Genomic DNA, 23,229 nt, shown 5'->3' on the forward strand with positions numbered 1-23,229 from the left:
TGCGAGACTGAAGCGGATGACGGAGAACGGGGCGCGGCGCGGACGGCCGGGGTACGACCAGCAGGGCATCCTCGAGGTCGCGGTGGCCGCGTTCAACGAGTACGGCTACGACGCCACGTCGATGGGCGTGCTCGCCGACCGTCTCGGCCTGTCGAAGTCGGCGATCTACCACCACTTCGCCTCGAAGGACGAGATCCTCGAGCGCGCGCTCGACCAGGCCCTCGGGGCGCTCGAGGGCGTCCTCGACGAGTCCGGCGCGTCCGAGGGCAGCGCGGCCGACCGGCTCGACCACGTGCTGCGCGGCGCCGTGCACGTCCTCGTCGACCAGCTGCCGTACGTGACGCTGCTGCTGCGCGTGCGCGGCAACACCGAGATCGAGCGGACCGCCCTCGCCCGCCGGCGCGCGTTCGACCGCCGCGTGATGGCGCTCGTCGAGACGGCGCAGGCCGAGGGCACGCTCCGCACCGACATCGACGGCCGCATCGTCGAGCGCCTGCTGTTCGGCATGATCAACTCGATCGTCGAGTGGTACCGGCCCGGCGGCCGCGAGGACGCGGCCCGGCTCGCCGACGACGTGATCGCGGTCGCGCTCGACGGGCTCCGCGTCCCCGCCGCCGAGCGGGAGGCCGTGCTGGGCGGCTGACGCCCAACCGAGTGCTCTACCATCGATCCGTGCCCGACCAGCCTCGCCCCGTACGATCGCGCGCGCTCGCGATCACCCGGGTCGCGGCGACCCTGGTGATCGGGACCATGCTCGGCGCCGGCGTGGGCGTGGCCGTGGTGGCCGACCCGCTCGCCTCGTCGGAGCTCCCGCCCGAGGAGCGGGCGCCCGTCGATCCGCTTTCGACGCTGCCCGACGAGCCCACCGCGCTGATCATCGGCGACTCGTTCTCGGAGGGCGTCGGCGCCTCCAAGCCCGACGCCGGCTGGGCGCGCACGGCCTCCGACGCGCTGTCGTGGCGCGCCACGATCGACGCGGTCGGCGGCACCGGCTTCACGAAGGGCGTCGCCTCCGACGGTCGCACCGGCCTGGCGTTCGGCGACCGCATCGAGGCGCACGCGGCGACCGGCGCGGAGTACGACGTCATCGTGCTCCAGGGCGGGCTCAACGACTTCCTCGCCCCGCACCGCGAGGAGGTCGTCGCGACGAAGCAGGCCGTCGAGGCCGCCCGCGAGCGCTGGCCGGATGCCGCGATCGTGGTGTTCGGACCGCTCGAGCCGCTCGCGCTCGGCGTGCAGCGCAGCGCGCGCCTCGCCGCGATCCGCGAGGGCGCCGACGAGGCGGGCGCGACCTTCGTCGACCCGAAGCTGCCGGACGCGTGGATCAACGAGCGCAACTCGGTCCGGTTCGACGCGGGCGACGGCCTGCACCTGAACGACGCCGGGTACGCGTTCATCGCCGCGCGGTTCGCCGCGGTCATCGAGTCGTACGCCGGCTGAGCTCCGTCAGCGATCGAGCTGCAGCCGCGACCACGCCCGCGCGCACAGCCCGGCGAAGGCGAGGGCGGTGACGGGCACGAGCGCGAGGCCCCAGCCGGTCGCGGCATCCGGCTCGATGGCCCAGAGTGCGGGAGCGACGAACGGGATGGCCCCGCCGACCCCCACGACCGCGAGCACCTGGGCCACGGCGATCAGCGCGACCGTCGCGGCGATGCCGGGGAGCAGGCCCCGGCCCGCCGTCGCCGCCCACGCGGCGGGGGTCGCGATGAGCGCGGTGAGGACGGCGAGGGCCGGGATGCGCAGCAGCGACGCCGCGGCATCCGTCACGCCGTGCCCGAGCGCGAGCCCCGCGACCGCGACCGCGCCCGTCAGGAGGACCGCCACGGTCGCCGCCCACGCGAAGTAGACCACGAGCTTGGCGACGGCGATCGTCGACCGCCGGATCGGCAGGGCGAAGAGCCCGGCGACCGTGCCGTCGGCGAACTCGCGGCCGACGAGCCAGCTCAGGGCGACGCCGAAGCCGAGCAGCGCGGCCGCCGACTCGACCTGCGCGACGACCCCGACCAGACCGTTCCAGCCGCCCGCGCCCGCGAGCGGTCCGAGTTTCGCGGCGAGCCGTTCGTCACCGGAGGCGGCGCCCGCCGCGGCTCCGACCGCGAGCACGACGATGCCGACGACGAGGAACGCCGTGATGCCCTGCAGCGCCCGCGACGCCACGGCCTTCCGTGCCTCGACGGCGATCGCGGTGCCGATCCCGTGCAGGGGTCGCGAGCCGGTCATGTCCCGCTCCGTTCGAGGTCGTCGGCGTGCACCCGCGCGAAGAACGCCCGTTCGAGGTCGGCTCCGGCGGGGTCGAGGGCGCCCACCACCCGGCCGGCGTTGACGACGGTGATGCGGTCGGCCACGCGCGCGACCTCGTCGAGGTGATGGCTCGAGACGAGCACGCCCGCGCCGTCGGCGGCCAGCGCGAGCAGTTCGGCGCGCAGCAGCAGGACGCCGGCCGGGTCGAGCGCGTTGGACGGCTCGTCGAGCACGACGAGCCGCGGCCGGTGCTGCAGCGCCGCGGCGAGACCCAGGCGCTGGCGGTTGCCGAGCGAGAGCTCGCCGACGCGTCGACGCTCGAGGCCCTGCAGGCCGAGGGCCGCGATGCCGCGCTCGACGACCTCGCGCACGTCGCCGCGGGGCACGCCCCGCAATCGGGCGACCGCAGCGAGGCTCGTCGCCACGTCGAGCTCGCGATAGGCGAACGGCTGCTCGACGAGGTGACCGACCGCCGACCACGCCTCGGGCGGCGCGAGCTCCATGTCGTGGCCGAGCAGGCGCACGCGGCCCGCGTCGAGCCGGAGCATGCCGAGGACGGACCGCAGCAGGGTCGTCTTGCCGGCGCCGTTGAGCCCGGCGAGCGCGTGGATCTCGCCGGCCGCCACGTCGAGGTCGATCCCGCGGATGCCGGCATCGCCGCGGAACCGGCGGACGAGTCCCCTCGCCTCGAGTCGCGCCGCGGTCGTCGCCTCAGTCACGGTCGGCTCCCACCACGGCGAGCGCGCGCTCGATCGCCGCGCCGAGGGTCTCGACCTCGCCGTCGGCCCACGCATACAGTCCCGTCACGAGGGCGGCGAGCACCGCGGATGCCGCGACCCGGGCATCGAGCGGGTCGGTGCCGTCGTCGACGAGCTGCGCGACGATCGCCGCCTCGGTGCTGCCGGTGCTGCGCCACATCGCCCCGCGCAGCGCCGGCGTGCGCGCTGCGATGCGCACCCGCCGCCGGATCTCGGGCTGCTCGGGCTCGGGCAGCGAGCGCCAGACGGCGAGGATGCCCGCCGCGGCGCGCCGGAGCGGGGGCAGCTCGCGCGGCTGCTCGCCGATGCCGGAGGCGAGGAAGGGGTCGTACGGGTCCTCGAGGACGAGCTGCTCCTTGGTGGCGAAGTGCCGGAAGAAGGTCATCTCGGTCACGCCCGCGGCCGCGGCGATCTGCGCGGCGGTGGTCTGCTCATACCCCTGCCGCTCGATCAGCTCGAGCCCGTGATCGATGAGGCGCTGTCGCGTGCGCGCCCGGCGGTCAGTAGGGGAGGTCGAGGACGTGGTCACGGCGGAATGTTAGTCACTAACATCAGTGCCGGCAAGAGGCGCATGCGCTGCGACGTCCGGTCCCCCTGACGCGGCCCCCTCGGCGGAGTACCGTGGGACGGAGGCGCACCTTGCGTCCGAAGGGGTGATCGGGTGGACGACGCGTTCGACTCGGCCATGGACGGGCTCGCGGACCGCCGCGCCGCCGAGGCGGACCTGGCCTCGACGGTGCTCCGCGCCGTCCCGGTCACGGGCGCTTCGGTCTCGACGCTCGGGGGCATCCTCGAGAAGGAGACGATCTCGTCGACCGACCCGATCGCCGCGCGCGTCGACGAACTGCAGTTCGACCTCGGCGAAGGGCCGTGCTGGGATGTCGTGACGGCGGGCCGCCCGATCTTCGAGCCCGAGATCCAGACCCGACCCCGTCACCGGTGGCCCGCGTTCATCGAGGCGATCCAGCGCGAGCCCGTGGGGGCGATCTTCGCCTTCCCGCTGTCGATCGGCACGCTGCGGATCGGCGCGCTCGACCTCTACCACGAGGGGCCGGCCGAGCTGAGCGACGAGGACGCGCGTCGCGCCGCAGCCATGGCCACGCTGATCAGCCGGTACGTGATGCGTCGGGCGCTGCGGCTGGCCGGCGAGCCGGACCCCTCCGATCACCGCCACGCACGCCGAGTGGTCCACCAGGCGACCGGGTTCGTGATCGCCCAGCTCGGGCTCTCGCCGGAGGACGCGTACCTGCTCATCCAGGGCCAGGCGCTCGCCCAGGGCCGCACGATGAACGAGATCGCCCACGACATCATCGATCGCCGCCTGTCGTTCACGACGGATGACGGCCGGATCGAGGAGGAATCATGACGAAGACCTCGCGCCAGGAACGACTTCTCGAGGTCTTCGCGACCCTCGCGGACACCCTCGTCGACGACTACGACACCGTCGAGCTCCTGCAGATGCTCGTCGAGAGCTGCCAGGAGCTGCTCGACGTCTCGGCCGTCGGCCTGCTGCTCGCCGACGCCGACGGCAACCTCGAGGTGATGGCCTCGACCGGCGAGGACAGCGAGCTCGTCGAGACCATCCAGCTCGCCGCCGAGGACGGCCCCTGCATCGAGGCGTTCCGGACCACGTCGGTGGTGCACGTGCCCGACATCGCCTCGGCGCCGGAACGCTGGCGCGGGTTCAAGGTGGCGGCGCTGCACAGCGGGTTCGCGTCGGCCTACGGCATTCCGATGCGGCTGCGCGAGGAGACGATCGGCTCGCTCAACCTGCTCCGCACCGAGCCGGGCGAGCTCAACCGCCTCGACCTCCGCACGGCGCAGGCGCTCGCCGACGTCGCGACCATCGGCATCCTGCACGAACGCGCCCTGCGCGCGAGCGACCTGACGCGTCGGCAGCTGCAGCTCGCCCTGAACTCGCGCGTGACCATCGAGCAGGCGAAGGGCGTGCTCGCGCACACCCACGACATCTCCCCCGAGGAGGCGTTCGGGCTCCTGCGCACCCACGCCCGGAGCCACAGCCTGCCGCTCGGCGTCGTCGCCGAGCGGGTCGTGCACCGGGAACTCATCTTCTGAGCCGCGCGCCGGCTGCGGTCAGAACTCGTCGTAGGCGCTCAGCAGGTCGGAGTGCCCGTTCCCCTCGCCGTCCAACCGGATCGTCGGGCTCCGTCCGAACGCCGCCGCCCGGTGCCGGATGAGCGCGGCGGCCGCCTCGTCGTCGGGGTGGGAGTCGATGGCCGTCGACTCCTCCCACTTCGCCTCGCTGGCGAGCGGCATCCCGTCGCCGATGAGGAGCCGCATGCGGCCGACCGAGCCGTCGATGCGGCGGGTCCGCACGTGCACGACATCGACCCGCGCGCGGCGTGCGAGCGTGAGGGCGTAGTCGAGGAGCGCGTCGGCGACGATGTCGGCGACGATGAACTCGCCGCCGGCGTAGGTGATCCGCTGCGCCATGTCGCGCCTCCTCGAACGTATCGTCCGTGTGCCCCAGGGTCCGGGGGGCGCATGCGCATGCATTCTACTCGCGGCTTCCGGACGCGCTCAGGGGGGTTGCGCATCGCGAAACCGGGCCGGGCTGATCCGGTCGGACCGCCCGAGCGGCTGTCGGCGGCATCCGCCAGAGTGGAGCCATGACCTCCGTCGACGCGCCCTCCGCCACTCGCGCCGAGGCGCTCGCCGCGCTTCGCGACCTCGTCGGTCGCCCCGATGCCGACTTCCACGAGGGCCAGTACGAGGCCATCGAGGCGCTCGTCGACGGGCGGCGCCGTGCGCTGGTGGTGCAGCGCACGGGCTGGGGCAAGTCGGCGGTGTACTTCGTCGCGACGCTGCTGCTGCGCCGTCGCGGCGGCGGGCCGACCGTGCTCGTCTCCCCGCTGCTCGCGCTGATGCGCGACCAGATCGCCGCGGCGGAACGCGCCGGCGTCCGCGCCGTCGCCATCAACTCGACCAACCCGCACGAGTGGGCCGACGTGCAGCAGCGGCTCGCCGATGACGCCGTCGACGTGCTCCTCGTCTCGCCCGAGCGGCTGAACAACCCGGCGTTCCGCGAGCAGCAGCTGCCGTCGCTCGTGCGGCGCATCGGCATGCTCGTGGTCGACGAGGCGCACTGCATCAGCGACTGGGGGCACGACTTCCGCCCCGACTACCGGCGGCTGCGCGACCTGATCGCCGAGATCCCGGCTGGGGTTCCGGTACTCGCGACCACCGCCACGGCGAACAGCCGGGTGGTGGCGGATGTCGCGGAGCAGCTCGGATCGGGCGCCGACGTCCTGACCATCCGCGGCCCGCTCGCCCGCACCTCGCTCCGGCTCGGCGTGCTGCGCCTGCCCGACGCGCCGACGCGGCTCGCCTGGCTGCTCAGCCATCTCGATGACCTTCCGGGCTCGGGCATCATCTACGCGCTCACGGTCTCGGCGGCGAACGACACCGCCCGGCTCCTGCGCGAGCGCGGCCACGACGTGCGCGCCTACACCGGCCAGACCGACCCGGAGGAACGCGAGGAGTCCGAGGCGATGCTGAAGCGCAACGAGGTGAAGGCGCTCGTCGCGACGAGCGCGCTCGGCATGGGCTTCGACAAGCCCGACCTCGGGTTCGTCGTGCACCTCGGGGCGCCGTCGTCCCCCGTCGCCTACTACCAGCAGGTCGGCCGCGCCGGCCGCGCGAGCGAGAACGCCGATGTGCTGCTGCTCCCCGGCCCCGAGGACCGCGCCATCTGGCACTACTTCGCGACCGCGTCGATGCCCGATGAAGACCGCGCGCGGCGCGTCATCGACGAGCTCTCCGACGTGCCGCTTTCCACGCCGGCGCTCGAGGCGCGGGTCGACATCCGGCGCACCCCGCTCGAGCTGCTCCTCAAGGTGCTCGACGTCGACGGCGCCGTCAGGCGCGTGCAGGGCGGCTGGGTCGCCACGGGCGAGCCGTGGTCGTACGACGCCGACCGCTACGCGCGCATCGCCGCCGAGCGCGAGGCCGAGCAGCAGCACATGATCGAGTACGAGACGACCGACGGATGCCGCATGGAGTTCCTGCAGCGCTCCCTCGACGACGACACCGCGAAGCCGTGCGGCCGCTGCGACAACTGCGCCGGCGCATGGTACCCGGGCGGCCTCGACTCGGGAGCCGCCGAGGCGGCGGCCGCCGCGCTCGACCGCGTCGGCGTGCCGATCGAGCCGCGCCGGGCGTGGCCGACCGGTGCCGATCGCCTCGGCGTCCCCGTGAAGGGGCGCATCGCGCCGGGCGAGCAGGCCGCCGAGGGGCGCGCGCTCGCGCGGCTCACCGACCTCGGCTGGGGCGGCACGCTCCGCGAGCTGTTCGCGGCGGGAGCGGGCGACCGACCGGTCCCGCCGCAGGTCATGGCTGCGTGCGTGCGCGTGCTCGCCGACTGGGGCTGGGCCGAGCGGCCCGTCGCCGTGGCATCCGTGCCGTCACGCTCGCGGCCGCAGCTCGTCGACTCGCTCGCCCGCGGGCTCGCCGAGGTCGGGCGCCTGCCGTACCTCGGCGCGCTCGCCCCCGCGGACGGCGGGCCCTCCGGCGCGCCCGGCGGCAACAGCGCCTTCCGCCTCGCGGGCGTCTGGAACCGCTTCTCCGCCGACGGACTCGAGGTGCCCGCGGGTCCGGTGCTGCTCGTCGACGACCTCGCCGACAGCCGCTGGACCCTCACCGTCGCCGCCCGGGCGCTCCGGCAGGCGGGCGCGACCGGCGTCCTGCCGTTCGCGCTCGCCCTCCGCGGCTGACCGCGCTCGGCTACGCCGGCTGCGGCACCGGCGTCGGCTCCTTGGCGACCAGCGTGAGCACGTCGTAGGTCGCGACGATCTCGTCGTCCTGGTTCTTCAGCACCGCATCCCAGCGCACCTCGCCGTACTCGTCGGTCTCGCGCGGCGAGATCTCCTTGGCGGTGAGTTCCACGCGGATCGAGTCGCCGGGCGAGACGGGCGTGATGAACCGCAGGTTCTCGAGACCGTAGTTGGCGAGCACCGGGCCGGGCGCGGCATCCACGAACAGGCCCGCGGCCCACGACACGAGCAGGTACCCGTGCGCGACCCGGCCGGGGAAGAACGGGTTCGCGGCCGCGGCCTCCTCGTCCATGTGCGCGTAGAACGTGTCGCCCGTGAAGTGCGCGAAGGTCTCGATGTCCTCGAGCGTCACCGTGCGCGGCTCCGAGGCGACCTGGTCGCCGATGCGCAGGTCGGCGAGCGACTTGCGGAACGGGTGCGGCTCCCCCGCGGCGAGGTACGGGCGGGCCTCGGCGCCCGAGTGCCAGACGCCCGTGAGCGCGGTGAGCATGGCGGGCGAACCCTGCACCGCGGTGCGCTGCATGTAGTGCTTGACCGCGCGGATGCCGCCGAGCTCCTCGCTGCCGCCCGCTCGGCCCGGTCCGCCGTGCACGAGGTGCGGCACGGGCGACCCGTGGCCGGTGGATGAGCGCGCGTCGTCGCGGTCGAGGAACAGCAGGCGGCCGTTCATGGGCGCGATGCCCGTCGCGAGGGCGACTGCGACCTCCGGGTCGTGGGTGGCCACGCTGGTCACGAGCGAGCCGCCGCCGCGCGCGACGAGATCGACGGCCTGGTCGATCGAGTCGTAGGCGATGACGGATGCCACGGGGCCGAACGCCTCGACCTCGTGCACCGCCGGCGCCGTGGCATCCGCGAACTTCAGCAGCATCGGCTCGACGAACGCCCCCTCGGCCGCGACGCCCGCCGGTGCCTCGGTGGTGCCGATGACGAGCTCGCCGCCGGCGTCCTGCAGCTTGCGCACCTGGCGCAGCACCTCGTCGCGCTGGCCGGTCGAGGCGAGCGGACCCATCGTCGTGCCCTCCTGGCGCGGGTCGCCCACGACCACGCGCTCGGCGAGCCGCTCGCGCACCGCGTCGACGAGCGCGTCGACGGATGCCGCGGGCACGATCGCCCGGCGGATGGCGGTGCACTTCTGCCCGGCCTTCGACGTCATCTCGGTGACGAGCTGCTTGACGTAGGCGTCGAACTCGGGCGTCTCGGGCGTGGCATCCGTGCCCAGCACCGACGCGTTGATCGAGTCGGTCTCGCTCGAGAACCGCACCCCGCCGGTCTGCACCGAGTCGTGCGCGCGGAGCCGCTCGGCGGTGGACGCGGAGCCGGTGAACGCGACGTGGTCGCCGAGGCGCAGGTGCTCGAACAGGTCGGGCACGCTGCCCGACACGAGCTGCAGCGAGCCGGCGGGCAGCAGCCCGGACTCGACGAGGATGCGGACGTACGCCTCGGTCAGGTAGCCGGTGGGCGTCGCGGGCTTCACGACGGTCGGGACGCCCGCGAGGAACGCCGGGGCGAACTTCTCGAGCGAACCCCAGACGGGGAAGTTGAAGGCGTTGATCTGCACGGCGACGCCGGGAAGCCGGGTGTAGACGTGGCGGCCGATGAACGAGCCGTCCTTCGAGAGCGGCTCGACCGGGCCGTCGACGAGCACCTTGCCGTTCGGCATCTCGCGGCGACCCTTCGACGAGTAGGTGAAGAGCACGCCGATGCCGCCGTCGATGTCCACCCACGAGTCCCGCTGGGTCGCGCCCGTGCGGGCCGAGAGCTCGTAGAGCTCGGCCTTGCGCTCGGTGAGCACGAGCGCCATCTGCTTGAGCAGCACCGCGCGCTGGTGGAAGGTCAGCTCGCCGAGGCGCTTCTGGCCGACCGTGCGGGCGTGCTCGAGCACCGCGGCCAGGTCGAGGCCCTCGGTCGAGACCCGGGCGACGACCTCGCCGGTCGACGCGTCGCGCACCTCGGCAGCGGATGCCGCGGCGTCGTCGCCGGGCGTCCACCATGCGTCGCGGACGTAGCTGGGCAGGATCTCGGTCATCTGGTTTCACTCCTCGGTGGTCGAGCAGCACCGCCGGAGGCGGCGCGTATCGAGACCCGCACTACTGCGCGTCCCACAGGTAGAAGCCCTCGCCGGTCTTGCGACCGAGCTTGCCCTCGGCGACCATGCGGCGCAGCAGGGCGGGCGGTTCGAATCGCTCGCCGAGCTCGCCCGCGAGGTACTCGGCGATGCCGAGCCGCACGTCGAGGCCGACGAGGTCGGTCAGCTTCAGGGGGCCGACCGGGTGCTTGTAGCCGAGCGCCATGGCGGCGTCGATGTCCTCGGCGGAGGCGACGCCCTCCTCGAGCATGCGGATCGCCTCGATTCCCAGCGCGACGCCGAGCCGGCTGGAGGCGAAGCCGGGGGCGTCGTGCACGATGATCGGGGTCTTGCCGATCGCCTGCACCCAGCCGCGGGCCTCCTCGACGAGCGCGCCGTCGGTGCCGGTGCCGCGCACCACCTCGACGAGCGTCGACGCGGGCACGGGGTTGAAGAAGTGCATGCCGAGGAACCGCGCGGGCCGGTCGAGGCGCCCCGCGAGCTCGTCGATCGAGATGGACGACGTGTTGCTCGCGAGCGCGGCATCCGCTGCCAGCACGCCCTCGGCGCGGGTGAGCGCGTCGACCTTGAGGTCGAGGTCCTCGGGGACGGCCTCGACGACGAGCCCGGCATCGGCGAACCCGTCGACCTCGGTCGCCACGGCGAGGCGCCCGCCGAGCGCCTCGGCGGTCTCGTCGGTGGTGCCGCGGGCGACGGATGCCGCGACCGAGTCGAGCACGCGCCCGCGCGCCCCCTCGGCCGCCGCGTCGTCGCGCTCGACGACGGTCACGTGGGAGCCGGCGAGCAGGAACGCGTGCGCGATGCCCGCGCCCATGCGGCCGCCGCCGAGCACGCCGACGCGTTCGGGTGCACTGGATCCGCTCATCTCTTCCGCCTCTCCAGGAACTCGGTCATGCGGCGGTGCTTCTCCGGGCTCTCGAAGAGCTCGGCCTGCACCTCGAGGTCGACGCGCGGGTGGTCCGCGCGCGGTGCGCGCAGGACGCGCTTGGTCGCGATGGTCGCAGCGCGGTCGTTCTTCGCGATGCGGTCGGCGAGCGCGTGCGCCTCGGTGAGCAGGTCGCCGGTCGGGTGCACCCCGGTCACGAGTCCGATCGAGAGCGCCTCGGCGGCGTCGACGATGCGGCCCGTGAGGAGCAGCTCGGCCGCGCGGGCCTCGCCGACGATCTCCTTCAGGCGCCAGGTCGCCCCGGCCGCGGGGATGATGCCGAGTCCCGTCTCGGGGTTGCCGAAGCGCGCGTCCGGTGTCGAGATGCGGATGTCGGCGGCGTACGCGAGCTCGGCGCCGCCACCGAGCGCCCAGCCGTCGACCGCCGCGATGACGGGCATCGGCAGCTCGTTGATGCGCACGAAGGCGTTCGCGTTGATGCCCGCGAGCGCGTCGGCGGCGCGTCGCTCGCGCAGCTGCGCGATGTCGGCGCCCGACGCGAAGACGCCGTCCGCACCGGTGAGGATGAGGATGCGCGGGTCGGCCTCGAGCTCCGCGCAGAGCGCGTGCAGGGCGTCGATCGTGGCCTGGTCGATCGCGTTGCGCTTGTCGGGACGGCTCAGCGTCGCCACGACGCGGTCGTCGCGACGCTCGACGAGGAGCGGCTCCGGCGTCTCGGGTCCCACCGCGACATCCGACGTGTTCATCGCACGCCCTCGACGATGAGCGCCGAACCCTGCCCGACGCCGACGCACATCGTGGCGAGCCCGTAGCGGGAGCCCTCGCGCTCCATGCGCCCGAGCAGCGTCACGACGAGCCGGGCACCGGACGAGCCCAGCGGGTGGCCCAGCGCGATCGCGCCGCCGTCGGCGTTGACGATCTCGGGGTCGAGCCCGAGCCGGCGCATGCTCGCGAGCGACTGCGTCGCGAAGGCCTCGTTGAGTTCGATCGAGCCGAGGTCGCCGACGCTCATGCCCGCGCGAGCCAGTGCCTTCTCGGTGGCCGGCACCGGTCCGAGGCCCATGATCTCGGGCGCGAGGCCCGCGGAGGCGCCCACGACCACGCGGGCGCGCGGCTCGAGCCCGTACTTCTCGACGGCGGCCTCGCTCGCGACGACGATCGCGGACGCGCCGTCGTTGAGCGAACTCGAGTTGCCCGCGGTGACGACCGAGCCGCCCCGCACGACCGGCCGCAGCCCGGCGAGCGCCTCGAGCGACGTGTCGCGGCGCGGGCCCTCGTCGACGAGCACCTCGCCGTGCCCGGTCGGCACGCCCACGATCTCGGCCTCGAAGCGGCCCGCGTCGATCGCGGCCGCCGCGCGCTGCTGGCTGCGGAGCGCGAACGCGTCGGCGTCCTCGCGCGTGATGCCGTCGACGCGGGCGACCTCCTCGGCCGTCTCGGGCATCGAGTAGGTGGCCTTGTCGCGCGCGAGCAGGGTCGGATTCGGGAAGCGCCACCCGATCGACGTGTCGTACGCGTCGCCGGGCTTCGCCCACGGCTTGGCGGGCTTGGCCTGCACCCAGGGCGCGCGGGTCATCGACTCGACGCCGCCGGCGACGATGAGGTCGGCGTCGCCCGCGCGGATCGCCTGCGCCGCCATCGTGATCGCCGACATGCCCGACGCGCAGAGGCGGTTGACGGTGATGCCCGGCACCGAGTCGGGCAGGCCCGCGAGCAGCACCGACATGCGGGCGACGTTGCGGTTGTCCTCGCCGGCCTGGTTCGCGGCGCCGAGGATGATCTCGTCGATCGCGCCCGCCTCGATGGCGGCCTGCTCGAGCCCGGCGCGCCGCACCGCCTCGCCCACGACGAGGCTCGCGAGGTCGTCGGGTCGCACGCTCGCGAGCGCGCCCCCGTAGCGACCCACCGGGGTCCGCACTCCGCCGACGAGGTACGCGTCCGCCATGCCCACTCCTGACCACGTTGTCGGGGATGTCCGTCGCCGGCGCAGGGCGAGCGCGGCATCCGCTCTCGGCTGCGCTTTCACAACCGACCGTTCAGTCAGTAAGTATGCCGAACGGATGCCGCATCCGCCAGTCGGGCGCCGCCGACCCCCTCCCCCGACCCGGCATTCCCGTTCTCAGGAGCCTCCGGTCGGTGCACCGCGTTTCTCAGGACGACACGCGGGGGTTCGCACGGTGGTGCGGCGCGCCGTCCTGAGAAACGAACGGGTCAGAGGGCGCTGAGCACCTCGTCGCCGAGGCGCACGTCCTCGAAGTCGACCTCGATCTCGGCGCGGCCGAGCAGGTCGGCCAGGCGGCGCTGGCGGTTGCGCGGCACCAGGGTCACGACGCGACCCTCGCGACCGGCGCGGCCGGTACGGCCCGAGCGGTGCAGGTACGTCTTGTACTCGTCGGGCGCGTCGGCCTGGATGACGAGGTCGATGTCGTCGACGTGGATGCCGCGGGCGGCGACATCCGTCGCGACGAGCACGTCGACCCGACCGCTCGTGAGCTGCTGCAGGTTGCGCGTACGGCGCGACTGGTTCAGGTCGCCGTGCAGCGCCACCGCCAGGATGCCGGCGTCGGCGAGGTGGTCCGTGAGGTCCTCCGCGAACGCACGCGTCCGCGAGAAGACCAGGGTCTTGCCCTCGCGGTCGGCGAGCTGGGCGACGATGTCGCGCTTGTCGCGGTTGTCGATCACGAACACGCGGTGCTCGATCGTGCCCGAGGCCTGGTCCTCACCGGCGACCTCGTGCACGGCCGGGTCGACGAGGAACTCGTCGACGAGCGTGGCCACGCCCGAGTCGAGCGTCGCCGAGAACAGCAGCTTCTGGCCGTCCGGCGCGGTGCGGCGGAGGATCCGCTGCACCGGCTCGAGGAAGCCGAGGTCGCACATGTGGTCCGCCTCGTCGAGGATCGTGATCGCCACCTCGCTGAGGTCGAGGCGGCCCTGCTCGATGAGGTCCTCGACACGACCGGGGGTGCCGATGACGATGTCGACGCCGCGCTGGAGCGCGCCGACCTGGCGACCCTGGGGCACGCCGCCGTAGATCTGCGTCGTGAACAGGCCGACGCTCTGCGCGATGGGCTGCACGGTGCGGTCGATCTGCAGGGCGAGCTCGCGCGTCGGCGCCAGGATGAGCGCACGGGGCTTGCGACCGAACTGGCGCTTGCCGCCGGCGCGGCCGCCGTTCTCGGCCCAGAGCGTCATGAGGCGCTCCACGGTCGGCGCACCGAACGCGATGGTCTTGCCCGACCCGGTGCGGCCGCGGCCGAGCACGTCGCGACCCTCGAGCACGACCGGGATGGTCGCAGCCTGGATCGGGAACGGCGTCTCGGCGCCGAGCTCCTTCAGGGTGCGGACGATGTTGCCGCCGAGGCCGAGGTCGGCGAAGCCGATGCCGTCGACCTGCTCGGCCTGGATGGCTTCGGCCTCGAGGCGCTCGAGCACGACGTCGTCGGCCGGAGCGAAGCGCTCGGCGCGCTCGGGCGCCGGGTAGAACGAGGAGGGCCGGCGCTCGGAGTCGCGGAAGCCGGGACGGTCGAACTCGCGGGCGCGACGGGGGGCGCGGTCGAACTCGCGGTCGCGACGGGGGGCGCGGTCGTCGCGGTCTCGATACGCGCCGCTCCGCGGTGCTACTCGACCACCGGCGGTGCGGTCGTCGCGGTCGAACCGGCGGGGGGCGCGGTCGTCGCGGTCTCGATACGCGCCGCTCCGCGGAGCTACTCGACCACCGGCGGCGCGGTCGTCGCGGTCTCGATACGCGCCGCTCCGCGGAGCTACTCGACCACCGGCGGAGCGGTCGTCGCGGTCTCGATACGCGCCGCTCCGCGGTGCTACTCGACCACCGGCGGAGCGGTCGTCCCGGTCGAACCGGCGCGGCGCGCGGTCGTCGCGGTCCCGCGACGGGCCGCTGCGCGGGGCGCCTCGACCGGCGATGGGACGGTCGTCACGACGACGCTCGTCGCGACCGGGCCGCTCGGCGCGGTGCGGCGTGCGGCCGGACTCGACGCGCTCCTCGCGGCTCCAGCGCGCCTTGCGCGGCGCCTCGGCCTCCTCGGGACGGTAGCCGCGGTGGCTCGGGCTGCGCGAGCCGGGCTTGCGCTGGGCCGAGCCGCCCGAGCGGCCGCCCTTCGCGTACGAGGGGTCGAAGTTGCGGGCGGGGCGTCCGCCGGCGGGCTTCTTGTTCTTGGGCATGGCTGCTTCCTGGGTTGTACTCGTGTACATGGCAGCCGGCCGCGCTGGCGCGACCTGACTGAGAACCCGGGCAGTCGTCGACCGGGGCCGTTCACATACATGTGACTATCCGCCGCGGAGTGCAGCGGAACCGGCCCTCAGGACTCACAAACCCATCCGCGCACGGCGCGGTGTCCAGAACCGACCTCCCAAGGGTACCGGAGGTGCTCCTGTGAATCCGCCCGGCAGCCCACGCGCGATGACGGAACGTAACGACCCGGTAACGCGGATCGCGTACGCTCTCGCCGTGACCACACCGCTGTCGATCTCCATCGAGTCGCCCCGCGAGCCGGGCATCGATCGCCTGCTCGCCGGCAGTACCGCCCACGCGCAGTCCCTGTACCCGCCGGAGTCGAACTTCCTCCTCGAGGTCGAGGAGCTCGAGGCACCGGGCACGACCGTGTACGTGGCGCGCGGCATCGACGGCGTGGCCCTCGGCATGGCCGCCCTGGTGGAGTCCGACGAACTCGGCCCGGCTCGCGGCGAGCTGAAGCGCATGTTCGTCCACGACGACGCGCGCGGCCTCGGGGTGGGCAGCGCGCTCATCGAGCGAATCGAGACGGATGCCGCGGGCCGGGGGATCCACGAGATCCTCCTCGAGACCGGCCCGCTGCACCACGCGGCGCTGGCGCTGTACGCGAAGCACGGCTACCGCCGGATCCCGCAGTTCGGGCAGTACGTCGGCGAGCGGTTCAGCGTCTGCATGTCGAAGTCGCTCGTCGGATTCGCGAGCGGGCCGCGCACGGGCGAGGTCCCGGTGGCGGTCGGCGAGTAGCCTTCTTCGCGTGCTCGCGTTGATCTCGGCCGTCGCCTTCGGCGTGACGCTCGGGGGTGCGATCGGCGCGATCGCGACGGGCGACCCGCGCTACATCATCGCGTGGAGCCTGGCCCTCCCGATCGCCATCGTCGCCGCCGTGTTCGCCTTCCTGCGCTCGGTGGGCGCCGTCGGGCGCGCCGCCGGCACCGGCGCTGCGCCGCCGACGGGCGAGCTGGCGCTGGCGCGCGTCGAGCGGATCGGCCGGACCGGCCTCACCGTGAGCGGGCAACCGCAGGTCGAGCTGCTCCTCACGGTGGCTCCGCGGTTCCGCGCCGCGTACACGACGACGCACCGACAGGTCGTCGACGTCGTGGCGATCCCTCGCGTGCAGCCGGGCGAGGTCGTGGTGGTGCGGCGTCCGGATGACGCGGCTCCCGAGGTCGTCCTCGAACTCGATCCTCCGGCGGACTGGGCGCGGCTGCGCGACGCCGAGCAGCTGCGGACGGGCGCCGAGCGCACGATTCCGCTCGCGGAGCAGGCGCCGAGGTGGGAGCCCGTGGAACCGTCGGCGGCGTCCGCGGGCCGCCGCGCGACCGCACCGCGGCGGACGGCGCGGCGCGTGCTCCTCGCGGGCACGGCCGTCGCGACGGCGGCCGTCGTGCTGATCCCGGCCTACGACGCCATCGGACGCACCGCGCGGGCGATCGCCTCGGGCGACCCGGCGTCGGCCGGGGTGGTCCTCGGCGACCGGCATCGCGAGATCGTCGACGCGCTCGTCGCGGAGACCGGCGGCACGCGGTTCGTGAGCATCGGGTTCTACGGCGAGTACGCGCTCGCCTCCGCGCCGAGCGAGCCCGGCGCGCTCACCATCGACTCCTACGAGTACCGCTACGACCGCACCTCGCACGGCGGACCCGATCCGATCCAGCCGGACGATCCCGAAGCCGCGCTGTTCGACGTCGGCGACGTCGACTGGGACCGCATCCCCGCGTTCATCGACGTCGCCGAGGAGCACTCGGGCATCGCCGAGCCGACGGGCGTGATCGTGACCGTGTCGCGGTCGCCGGTGGCGGATGCGACGGGCGCGCTGCCGCTCCGGATGCTCGTCATGCTCGGCTCCGCGTACGAGGACGCCGTGGTGCCGTTCGACGCGACGACGGGCGAGCTGCTCGGCTGACGAGCCCGAGTTCGATCCGGAGGGCGGCATCCGTTCGAACCTGAGGTAGCATCACCTCACCCCTGAACCCGGAGCCCCCGTGACCCCCACCCGAATCTCCGGCGGTCGCGGAGGCCGGCGCCGCCGGTCCGTCCGGGTCGCCCTCGCCGTCGCCGCGGCGCTCTCGATCGCGGCTGCCGTCTCGGCGTTCCACCAGCCGGTGCGCGAGCTCGACCCGACCGCCGAGCAGGCCTCGAGTGAGGTGGCAGGCGCCGAGATCATCGGCATCCGCACGTTCGAGCCGCCCGCCGGCCTGCGGGTGGACGCCGACCTGCAGTACGGCATCGCCGCCGACGGCACGCTGCTGACGCTCGACGTGTGCCGTCCGCCCGCCGACACCGTGGGCGGATCGCAGCCGGTCGTGGTGTCGGTGCACGGCGGGAGCTGGGCCCGCGGCGACAAGGCGAACGCCGACTGGCGCAACGTGTGCCTGTGGCTGGCGAGCGAGGGCTTCGTCGCGGCATCCGTCAACTACCGGCTCGTGCCGGAGGCGCGCTACCCGGCGCAGATCGACGACGTCGCGGCGGCAGTCGCCTGGCTGCGGGAGCCCGCGCAGGTCGAGCGCTTCGACCTCGACCCGGCCCGCATCGGCGTCTTCGGCGGCTCGGCCGGCGGGCACCTCGCGGCGCTGCTCGGCATGCTCGGCGACGGGCCGCTCGACACCGGGTCGCGCGTCGCCGCCGTCGCACAGCTGTCGGGCCCGGTCGGCCTGGGTGCCGCCGAGCTCGAGGCCGACGGCGCCTCCGAGTGGTTGCGCGGCATCGTCGGCGAGTTCCTCGGCTGCGAGCCGGCGGCGGACGACGCGGCGTGCCCCCAGGCGATCGAGGCGTCCGCGACGGCGCACGTCGACCCGAGCGACCCGCCCGTGCTCATCGGCCACGCGGCCGACGAGGTCGTGCCCGTGGGTCAGGCCGAGCGGTTCGCGGCCACCCTCCGCGCCTCCGCCGTGCCGGTCGAGGTCGCCCTCGTCCCCGGCTCGGCCCACTCCATCGGTATCCTCGACGCGCCCCTCCGCGAGCGCGTCGCCGCATTCCTGCATACGCACCTCGGGTAGGCAATCCCCTGCGCCGGCGTCGGGCCGTGCCTAGGCTCGGGTCATGCTCACGACGACGGCGACCCGTCCCGACTGGCAGGTCATCGCGACCCGCACCATGCACGAGTTCCGCATCCACCAGTGCTGGGACCTGGCCGCCGCCCTCACGTACTACGTGGTGCTCACGGTGTGCCCGGCACTGCTCGCGGCGGCGGCGCTGCTCGGCGTGTTCGGCAGCGCCGACGAGGTCGCCGGTGGTGCCCTCGCCGCGGTGCGCGACCTCGGTGGCGAGGATGTCGCGTCGGCGCTCACCGAGCCGCTCGACCAGTTGCTGAACGCCTCCCGCGCCGGGCTCGCGCTCGCCACCGGGCTCGTGGTCACCCTCTGGACCGTGTCCGGGTACCTGGGCACGTTCGGACGCGGGATGAACCGGATTCTCGGCGTGCCCGAGGGCCGCCCGTTCTGGAAGTCCCGCCCGGCGATGCTGGGCGCGGCGGCCGTGCTCGTCGTGCTCGGCTCGCTCGTCGCGGTGGCGCTCGTCGTGAGCGGCAACGTCGCGACGGCCATGTTCCGGGCGCTCGGCATCGACGACGGCTGGGTGCTCGTCTGGGATCTCGCCAAGCTGCCGTTCGTCGCGGTCCTCGCGGGACTCATGCTCGCCGTGCTCTACTGGGCCGCCCCGAACGTGCGCCGACCCCGTCGTCGCTGGATCTCGGTCGGGGCGGGCGTCGCGCTCGCCGTCTGGATCCTGACGACCGTGCTCTTCGGCCTGTACGTGTGGAACTTCGCCAGCTACGACCGCGTCTACGGCGTGCTCGGCGGCATCATCGCCTTCCTCCTGTGGACCTGGCTCGGCAACATGGCCGTGCTGGTCGGCGCGGTGCTGGACTCCGAGGTGGAGCGCGCCCGCCAGCTCCGGGCGGGGATCCCCGCGCAGGAGACGCTCCGGCTCGAGCTGCGCGACGAGCGCCTCGTGCGCCTCAACCGCGAGCAGCGCGAGGCCGACATCCGCGCGTCGGCCCGGATGCTCGCCGGCGCGCGGCAGGAGGGCGCTGGATGAGGGCGGCCGGCGGCATCCGTTACGCACCGGCAACGCGCGTGGGGTTCGATGGTGGCATGGCCAGCGAACCGATCACCGTCTCGATCCGCCGCGAGGTGGATCCCGACCGCATCGCCGAGGCGACCGTCTGGGTGCAGACCGGCGTGAACCTCGCCAACCGGTACCCGGGCTTCCTCGGGTCGGGCTGGGTGCGCGCGGGCGACGACTCGACGGTGTGGCACATGCTGTACCGCTTCTCCGACGAGCAGACCCTCGCGGCGTGGGAGGACTCCCCCGAGCGCGCGTGGTGGCTCGAGATGGGCCGCGGTTTCGTCCGCGACGAGCGGGCGAAGCGACGCACGGGCATCGAGGGCTGGTTCGACGACCCGCCCACGGGCTCGGTGCCCTCGGTGACGGATGCCGCGGAGCCGGCCGCCCTGCCCGCCGCGCCCCCGCGCTGGAAGCAGGCGGTGAGCATCTGGCTGGGCTTCTTCCCGGTGAACCTGGTGTTCGCGCTGCTCATGGCGTTCGTCCCAGGCTGGGACGACGTGCCGCTGGCGCTGCGCGTGCTCGCGACGACCCTCGTGCTGACGCCGATCATGACGTACTGGGTGCTGCCGTGGGTGACGCGGATGCTGCGGAACTGGCTGGTGCCCGCCGCATGACGCCGCGAGAGGACCGCGAGTTCCTGCCGCACGGTCGCCAGCTGGCCGTGACGTGGAGCATTCCCGATGCGGCCGGCGGCATGACGGGGGCGATGCTCCGGCGGTCGCGTTCGTTCGTGAGGCTCGCCGGCGCCGAGGTCGACGTGCTCACCTTCGACGCGCGCACCGACTATCCCGCCGTGCGCGAGCGGCTCGAGGCGCGCGGCGAGCTCGTGCCCGGGCTGCGCATCCGCAACCTCTACGAGGAGCTGCGGGGCGACCCGGCCGACGCCGGACCCGGCACGGTGGTCACCCAGGAGGTCGCGCGCGGCCTCCGCGTCGAGCACCGCCGCGCCGACGGCTCGCTCGCGGTGCTCGACGAGCAGCCGCGGAACGACGGCGAGCGTCGCCGCATCACGGCCTTCGACCGCGAGGAGCGGCCGGTGCGCCGGTGGGAGTCGGCGTGGGCCTGCTACGCCGACTGGATCGCCGACGTCGCGGGCGACGGGCCGGCGTTCGCGATCGTCGACAGCAAGACCGCGGCACGGTTCATGGCGCGCGTGCACCTGCCGGAGGTCGTGACGCTGCACGTCGTGCACAACGCGCACCTCTCGGGGCGGGGTCGGCCGCTGGGGCCGCTCCGCGCGTCCCGGCGCGACGCGCTCTCGCGTCCGGAGCGGTTCGATGCGGTCGTGTTCCTCACCGAACGGCAGCGAGCGGATGTAGTGACCCTCCTCGGCGACGGCGGCAACCTCGCCGTCGTGCCGAACGCCACCCCCGCCCCGATCGACCCGGCCGCTCCGGAGCCGACCGCGGACGACGCGACCCGCGACCCCGCGTCCGTCGTCGTCGTCGCGGGCCTGACCGGGCGCAAGCGCGTGCACCACGCGGTCGAGGCGGTCGCACTCGCGCGCGAGGACGGCGTTCCCGCGACGCTGCGCATCTTCGGCTCGGGACCCGAGCGGGCGCGTCTCGACGCCGCGGTGCACGACCGCGGCCTGGGCGAGGTCGTCGAGTTCGCCGGGCACCGGACGGACGCCGCCGAGGCGTTCGCCGAGGCATCCGTCACCCTGCTCACGAGCACGTCGGAGGGCGCGCCGCTCGTACTGCTCGAGGCGATGTCGCGCGGCTGCGTGCCGATCGTGTACGACATCCCCTACGGACCGGCCGACCTCATCGAGCACGGCGTCGACGGGTTCCTCGTCGCGCCGGGCGACGTGCGGGCGCTCGCCGACGCCGTCCGGCACGTGGCGGAACTGCCCGAGACGGATCGGGCGCGGCTGCGGGAGGCGGCCCGAGCGGCCGCCGCGCGCTTCGGCGACGCCGAGGTGGTCGCACGATGGGGCGAGGTGCAGCGTCGGGCGGCGGTCCGCCACCGCGCGGTGCCGCTGCCGGCGTTCGAGGCGGCGCGGCTGCGACTGCGGCGCCCGGGCGACCGCCTGCGCCTCTCGGCGCGACTCGATGGCGTTCCGGATGGCGCGGGCGTGCTGGTGCGCCTCGAGCGGCGCGCGTCCGGCGTCCTGCTGCGGCGGCGCGCCGAGCTCCGGCGCGGGCGCGTCGAACTGCGGCTCACGCCGGAGGAGACGGCGTTCCTCGGCGAGGGGTCGCTGCACGTGGGGTTCGTCGTGCTCGACGGCGACCGTCGCGCCGAGGTGGCCGCGGGTCGCGTGCACCCCGACACGCGTCCACTGCCGCGCCGCGTGACGGCGGGGGTCCGATCCCGCCTCGGCCGCGCGCGACGGCGGGGCTGAGCGCGGCCCCCACGGCGCGGAACGACGGCGGGGCTCAGGGCACGAGCACGAGCTTGCCGCGCACGTGGCCGTCCTCGCTCTCGCGCTGCGCGTCGGCGGCCTCCGCGAGCGGGTACCGGCCGGAGATCTCGACCTCGAACCGCCCCTCGGCCGCGAGTCGCGCGGCCTCGGCGACGCCCTCCGCACGCAGCCGGACCTCCTCGGGTCCCATGGTCGACGGGATCGCGCCGGACCAGGTCCGGATGCCGAGGTCGGCCGCGTCGGCCATGCGGACGATCGTCGCGACGCGATCGCGGTCGGGCACGAGCTCGAGGCTCGCCTCGATGGCCTCGTCGGTGCCGGCCCCGTCGAGCGCGACGTCGTAGCCGTCCGGAGCGGCCTCGCGCAGGCGGTCGACGAGCCCGGGCCCGTACGCCACGGGGACGGCGCCGAGCTCCCGCAGGCGGTCGTGGTTCGCGGGCGAGGCGGTCGCGACGACGCGGGCCCCGAAGGCGCGCGCGAACTGGATGGCGGCCTGTCCGACGCCGCCGGAGCCGGCGTGCAGGAGCAGCCTCTCGCCCTCGCGCAGGCCGAGCGAGCGCAGCACCTGGTACGCGGTCCCCGCGGGGATGCCGAGGGCCGCTCCCTGCTCGAAGCTCAGCTCGGCGGGCTTGGGCACGAGCTGGTCGGGCGTCGCGACGACGTGGCTCGCGTACGCCCCCGAGGCGCCGTGCACGATGACCTCGTCGCCCGGCCGCACGGCGTCCACGCCGTCGGCGACGGCGACGACGACGCCCGCGGCATCCGCCCCCAGGCCCTGCGGCCGGCTGAAGTCGCGCGTGCCGCGCCGGCCGCTGCGGATCTTCGAGTCGACGGGGTTCACGCCCGCGGCGCGCACCTCGACCACGACGCCGCCCGCGGGCGGGTCGGGCACCGGGCCCTCGACCGGGGTGAGCACCTCGGGTCCGCCGTGCTCGGTGTACCGGATGAACTGCGCCATCGTCGCCTCCTCGTCGTGGCTCTCCACGCTAGCCGCGGTCAGCGGGTCCCGCGGATCCGGCGCGACAGGGTCGCCGCCGCGTCCGTCACCGCGCCGGTCGCCGCGCGGACGAGCTCGTCGGACGACCCCTCGGCGAAGGTCACGGCGATCGCGGCCGCCGGCCAGCCGAGGTGGTCGACCACGGCCGCCCCGACCGAGGCCAGGCCGCTCGTCACCTCGCCGTGCTCGCCCGCGACGCCCGCGGTCCGCACCTCGGCGAGGACCGACTTCAGGCGCGAGTAGGTCCAGGGCGCGGCATCCGCGGGGCCGGACGCGCGCTCGGCGAACGCGGCGCGATCGGGGTAGAGCGCCCGGAGCTGCGCCGGCGGGAGCACCGCGAGCATCGCCCGGCCGGACGCGGTGAGGTGCGCGGGCAGGCGGACGCCGACGTCGGAGACGAGCGACGGGCGCCTGGCGGCGCGCTCCTCGACGAGGTACAGCACGTCGCGCCCGTGGAGGACCGCGAGGTGGCCGGACTCGCCGAGCCGGTCGACGAGGCCCGCCACGAGCGGTCGCCCGAGCCGCGTGAGCGGCTGCTGGCGGCTGAAGCCGCTCGAGAGCTCGAACGCGGCCACGCCGAGCCCATAGCGGCGCTCCTCGGGCAGGTGCACGACGAAGCCGCGTTCCTGCAGCACGGCGAGGAGCTGGTACGTCGTGGAGCGCGGCAGGCCGAGCGCCGTCGCGATCGCGGCGGCCGGTGCGGGGCCGCGCTGGGCGGCCAGGTGCGTGAGGATGGCGAGCACCTGGTCGGCCGCCGGCGCCTTCGGCTCCGCCATCGCACCTCCTCGT

22 protein-coding genes are annotated in these 23,229 nt (G+C 74.4%); 11 read left to right on the plus strand and 11 right to left on the minus strand.

All coding sequences use genetic code 11. The features are described from left to right. Nucleotides 1-16 precede the first annotated feature (16 nt). The gene (locus M1L56_RS14570) at nt 17-643 is read left to right on the plus strand and encodes a TetR/AcrR family transcriptional regulator (RefSeq protein ID WP_248599776.1); all 627 of its coding nucleotides are present in this window, start codon (nt 17-19) and stop codon (nt 641-643) included. Between the two features lie 29 nt (nt 644-672). Continuing rightward, nucleotides 673-1,440 carry an SGNH/GDSL hydrolase family protein gene (locus tag M1L56_RS14575; protein ID WP_248599777.1) on the plus strand — a complete coding sequence of 256 codons (768 nt, stop codon included), beginning with the start codon at nt 673-675 and terminating at the stop codon, nt 1,438-1,440. A gap of 6 nt (nt 1,441-1,446) precedes the next feature. Here the strand turns inward: M1L56_RS14575 and M1L56_RS14580 are convergent, their stop codons facing one another. From M1L56_RS14580 to M1L56_RS16155, 3 genes are read right to left on the minus strand one after another with little or no spacing between them, the layout of a single operon-like run. Continuing rightward, nucleotides 1,447-2,220 (minus strand): ABC transporter permease, encoded by a 774-nt coding sequence (locus tag M1L56_RS14580; RefSeq protein WP_248599778.1) that lies wholly within the window; start codon nt 2,218-2,220, stop codon nt 1,447-1,449. Beyond that, nucleotides 2,217-2,960 (minus strand): ABC transporter ATP-binding protein, encoded by a 744-nt coding sequence (locus M1L56_RS14585; RefSeq protein WP_248599779.1) that lies wholly within the window; start codon nt 2,958-2,960, stop codon nt 2,217-2,219. The genes M1L56_RS14580 and M1L56_RS14585 overlap by 4 nt, the downstream gene beginning before the upstream one ends. Next, complete coding sequence (locus M1L56_RS16155; protein ID WP_248599780.1) at nt 2,953-3,528, minus strand: TetR/AcrR family transcriptional regulator; 576 nt, start codon at nt 3,526-3,528, stop codon at nt 2,953-2,955. The genes M1L56_RS14585 and M1L56_RS16155 overlap by 8 nt, the downstream gene beginning before the upstream one ends. Before the next feature lie 132 nt (nt 3,529-3,660). On the opposite strand from M1L56_RS16155, the gene M1L56_RS14595 reads away from it, so the two are divergent. Both M1L56_RS14595 and M1L56_RS14600 read left to right on the plus strand, forming a co-directional pair. Further along, nucleotides 3,661-4,365 carry a GAF and ANTAR domain-containing protein gene (locus tag M1L56_RS14595; RefSeq protein WP_248599781.1) on the plus strand — a complete coding sequence of 235 codons (705 nt, stop codon included), beginning with the start codon at nt 3,661-3,663 and terminating at the stop codon, nt 4,363-4,365. Continuing rightward, complete coding sequence (locus tag M1L56_RS14600) at nt 4,362-5,075, plus strand: GAF and ANTAR domain-containing protein (RefSeq protein WP_248599782.1); 714 nt, start codon at nt 4,362-4,364, stop codon at nt 5,073-5,075. The genes M1L56_RS14595 and M1L56_RS14600 overlap by 4 nt, the downstream gene beginning before the upstream one ends. 18 nt (nt 5,076-5,093) lie before the next feature. Here M1L56_RS14600 and M1L56_RS14605 read toward each other — a convergent pair whose 3' ends face one another. After that, the gene (locus M1L56_RS14605; RefSeq protein WP_248599783.1) at nt 5,094-5,453 is read right to left on the minus strand and encodes a hypothetical protein; all 360 of its coding nucleotides are present in this window, start codon (nt 5,451-5,453) and stop codon (nt 5,094-5,096) included. Between the two features lie 176 nt (nt 5,454-5,629). Between M1L56_RS14605 and M1L56_RS14610 the strand changes: the two genes are divergently transcribed. Next, entirely contained in the window at nt 5,630-7,732 is a 2,103-nt protein-coding gene (locus M1L56_RS14610) for a RecQ family ATP-dependent DNA helicase (protein WP_248599784.1), read from the plus strand. A 10-nt stretch (nt 7,733-7,742) separates the two neighbouring features. Here the strand turns inward: M1L56_RS14610 and paaZ are convergent, their stop codons facing one another. From paaZ to M1L56_RS14635, 5 genes are all read right to left on the minus strand, one after another. Further along, a complete protein-coding gene (paaZ, locus tag M1L56_RS14615; protein ID WP_248599785.1) occupies nt 7,743-9,818 on the minus strand; it encodes a phenylacetic acid degradation bifunctional protein PaaZ in 2,076 nt (691 codons plus the stop codon). A gap of 61 nt (nt 9,819-9,879) precedes the next feature. Further along, nucleotides 9,880-10,743 (minus strand): 3-hydroxyacyl-CoA dehydrogenase family protein, encoded by an 864-nt coding sequence (locus M1L56_RS14620; RefSeq protein ID WP_248599786.1) that lies wholly within the window; start codon nt 10,741-10,743, stop codon nt 9,880-9,882. Further along, a complete protein-coding gene (locus M1L56_RS14625) occupies nt 10,740-11,510 on the minus strand; it encodes an enoyl-CoA hydratase/isomerase family protein (RefSeq protein ID WP_248599787.1) in 771 nt (256 codons plus the stop codon). Before M1L56_RS14625 ends, M1L56_RS14620 begins: the two co-directional genes overlap by 4 nt. Next, entirely contained in the window at nt 11,507-12,709 is a 1,203-nt protein-coding gene (locus M1L56_RS14630; RefSeq protein WP_248599788.1) for an acetyl-CoA C-acyltransferase, read from the minus strand. Before M1L56_RS14630 ends, M1L56_RS14625 begins: the two co-directional genes overlap by 4 nt. A gap of 266 nt (nt 12,710-12,975) precedes the next feature. Then, on the minus strand, nt 12,976-14,943 hold the full coding sequence (locus M1L56_RS14635) for a DEAD/DEAH box helicase (RefSeq protein WP_248599789.1): 1,968 nt from the start codon (nt 14,941-14,943) through the stop codon (nt 12,976-12,978). A 286-nt stretch (nt 14,944-15,229) separates the two neighbouring features. On the opposite strand from M1L56_RS14635, the gene M1L56_RS14640 reads away from it, so the two are divergent. The 6 genes from M1L56_RS14640 to M1L56_RS14665 all read left to right on the plus strand — a co-directional run bounded on the left by M1L56_RS14640 (nt 15,230) and on the right by M1L56_RS14665 (nt 21,422). Next, a complete protein-coding gene (locus tag M1L56_RS14640) occupies nt 15,230-15,757 on the plus strand; it encodes a GNAT family N-acetyltransferase (RefSeq protein WP_231878590.1) in 528 nt (175 codons plus the stop codon). 10 nt (nt 15,758-15,767) lie between these two features. Beyond that, a complete protein-coding gene (locus M1L56_RS14645) occupies nt 15,768-16,916 on the plus strand; it encodes a hypothetical protein (protein ID WP_248599790.1) in 1,149 nt (382 codons plus the stop codon). A 79-nt stretch (nt 16,917-16,995) separates the two neighbouring features. Next, nucleotides 16,996-18,009 (plus strand): alpha/beta hydrolase, encoded by a 1,014-nt coding sequence (locus tag M1L56_RS14650; RefSeq protein WP_248599791.1) that lies wholly within the window; start codon nt 16,996-16,998, stop codon nt 18,007-18,009. 43 nt (nt 18,010-18,052) lie between these two features. Continuing rightward, nucleotides 18,053-19,048, plus strand: a complete 996-nt coding sequence (locus tag M1L56_RS14655) for a YihY/virulence factor BrkB family protein (RefSeq protein ID WP_248599792.1) — start codon at nt 18,053-18,055, stop codon at nt 19,046-19,048. A 56-nt stretch (nt 19,049-19,104) separates the two neighbouring features. Next, nucleotides 19,105-19,692, plus strand: a complete 588-nt coding sequence (locus tag M1L56_RS14660; RefSeq protein WP_067948140.1) for an antibiotic biosynthesis monooxygenase — start codon at nt 19,105-19,107, stop codon at nt 19,690-19,692. Beyond that, the gene (locus M1L56_RS14665; protein ID WP_248599793.1) at nt 19,689-21,422 is read left to right on the plus strand and encodes a glycosyltransferase; all 1,734 of its coding nucleotides are present in this window, start codon (nt 19,689-19,691) and stop codon (nt 21,420-21,422) included. The genes M1L56_RS14660 and M1L56_RS14665 overlap by 4 nt, the downstream gene beginning before the upstream one ends. Nucleotides 21,423-21,456: 34 nt before the next feature. On the opposite strand, the gene M1L56_RS14670 is transcribed toward M1L56_RS14665, so the two are convergent. Both M1L56_RS14670 and M1L56_RS14675 read right to left on the minus strand, forming a co-directional pair. Then, nucleotides 21,457-22,401, minus strand: coding sequence for an NADP-dependent oxidoreductase (locus M1L56_RS14670; RefSeq protein WP_248599794.1), 945 nt, complete (start codon nt 22,399-22,401; stop codon nt 21,457-21,459). Between the two features lie 38 nt (nt 22,402-22,439). Continuing rightward, complete coding sequence (locus M1L56_RS14675) at nt 22,440-23,216, minus strand: IclR family transcriptional regulator (RefSeq protein ID WP_248599795.1); 777 nt, start codon at nt 23,214-23,216, stop codon at nt 22,440-22,442. Nucleotides 23,217-23,229: the final 13 nt, after the last annotated feature.

Source organism: Agromyces sp. C10, assembly GCF_023217995.1.
GTDB classification, from domain to species: domain Bacteria; phylum Actinomycetota; class Actinomycetes; order Actinomycetales; family Microbacteriaceae; genus Agromyces; species Agromyces indicus.

What these genes read in the sequence shown, in the direction of transcription:
- M1L56_RS14570 (WP_248599776.1), top strand. Translation starts at nt 17, where the DNA reads ATGACGGAGAACGGGGCGCGGCGCGGACGGCCGGGGTACGACCAGCAG.
- M1L56_RS14580 (WP_248599778.1), bottom strand. Translation starts at nt 2,220, where the DNA reads ATGACCGGCTCGCGACCCCTGCACGGGATCGGCACCGCGATCGCCGTC.
- M1L56_RS14600 (WP_248599782.1), top strand. Translation starts at nt 4,362, where the DNA reads ATGACGAAGACCTCGCGCCAGGAACGACTTCTCGAGGTCTTCGCGACC.
- M1L56_RS14605 (WP_248599783.1), bottom strand. Translation starts at nt 5,453, where the DNA reads ATGGCGCAGCGGATCACCTACGCCGGCGGCGAGTTCATCGTCGCCGAC.
- M1L56_RS14610 (WP_248599784.1), top strand. Translation starts at nt 5,630, where the DNA reads ATGACCTCCGTCGACGCGCCCTCCGCCACTCGCGCCGAGGCGCTCGCC.
- paaZ (WP_248599785.1), bottom strand. Translation starts at nt 9,818, where the DNA reads ATGACCGAGATCCTGCCCAGCTACGTCCGCGACGCATGGTGGACGCCC.
- M1L56_RS14620 (WP_248599786.1), bottom strand. Translation starts at nt 10,743, where the DNA reads ATGAGCGGATCCAGTGCACCCGAACGCGTCGGCGTGCTCGGCGGCGGC.
- M1L56_RS14625 (WP_248599787.1), bottom strand. Translation starts at nt 11,510, where the DNA reads ATGAACACGTCGGATGTCGCGGTGGGACCCGAGACGCCGGAGCCGCTC.
- M1L56_RS14630 (WP_248599788.1), bottom strand. Translation starts at nt 12,709, where the DNA reads ATGGCGGACGCGTACCTCGTCGGCGGAGTGCGGACCCCGGTGGGTCGC.
- M1L56_RS14635 (WP_248599789.1), bottom strand. Translation starts at nt 14,943, where the DNA reads ATGCCCAAGAACAAGAAGCCCGCCGGCGGACGCCCCGCCCGCAACTTC.
- M1L56_RS14655 (WP_248599792.1), top strand. Translation starts at nt 18,053, where the DNA reads ATGCTCACGACGACGGCGACCCGTCCCGACTGGCAGGTCATCGCGACC.
- M1L56_RS14660 (WP_067948140.1), top strand. Translation starts at nt 19,105, where the DNA reads ATGGCCAGCGAACCGATCACCGTCTCGATCCGCCGCGAGGTGGATCCC.
- M1L56_RS14665 (WP_248599793.1), top strand. Translation starts at nt 19,689, where the DNA reads ATGACGCCGCGAGAGGACCGCGAGTTCCTGCCGCACGGTCGCCAGCTG.
- M1L56_RS14670 (WP_248599794.1), bottom strand. Translation starts at nt 22,401, where the DNA reads ATGGCGCAGTTCATCCGGTACACCGAGCACGGCGGACCCGAGGTGCTC.
- M1L56_RS14675 (WP_248599795.1), bottom strand. Translation starts at nt 23,216, where the DNA reads ATGGCGGAGCCGAAGGCGCCGGCGGCCGACCAGGTGCTCGCCATCCTC.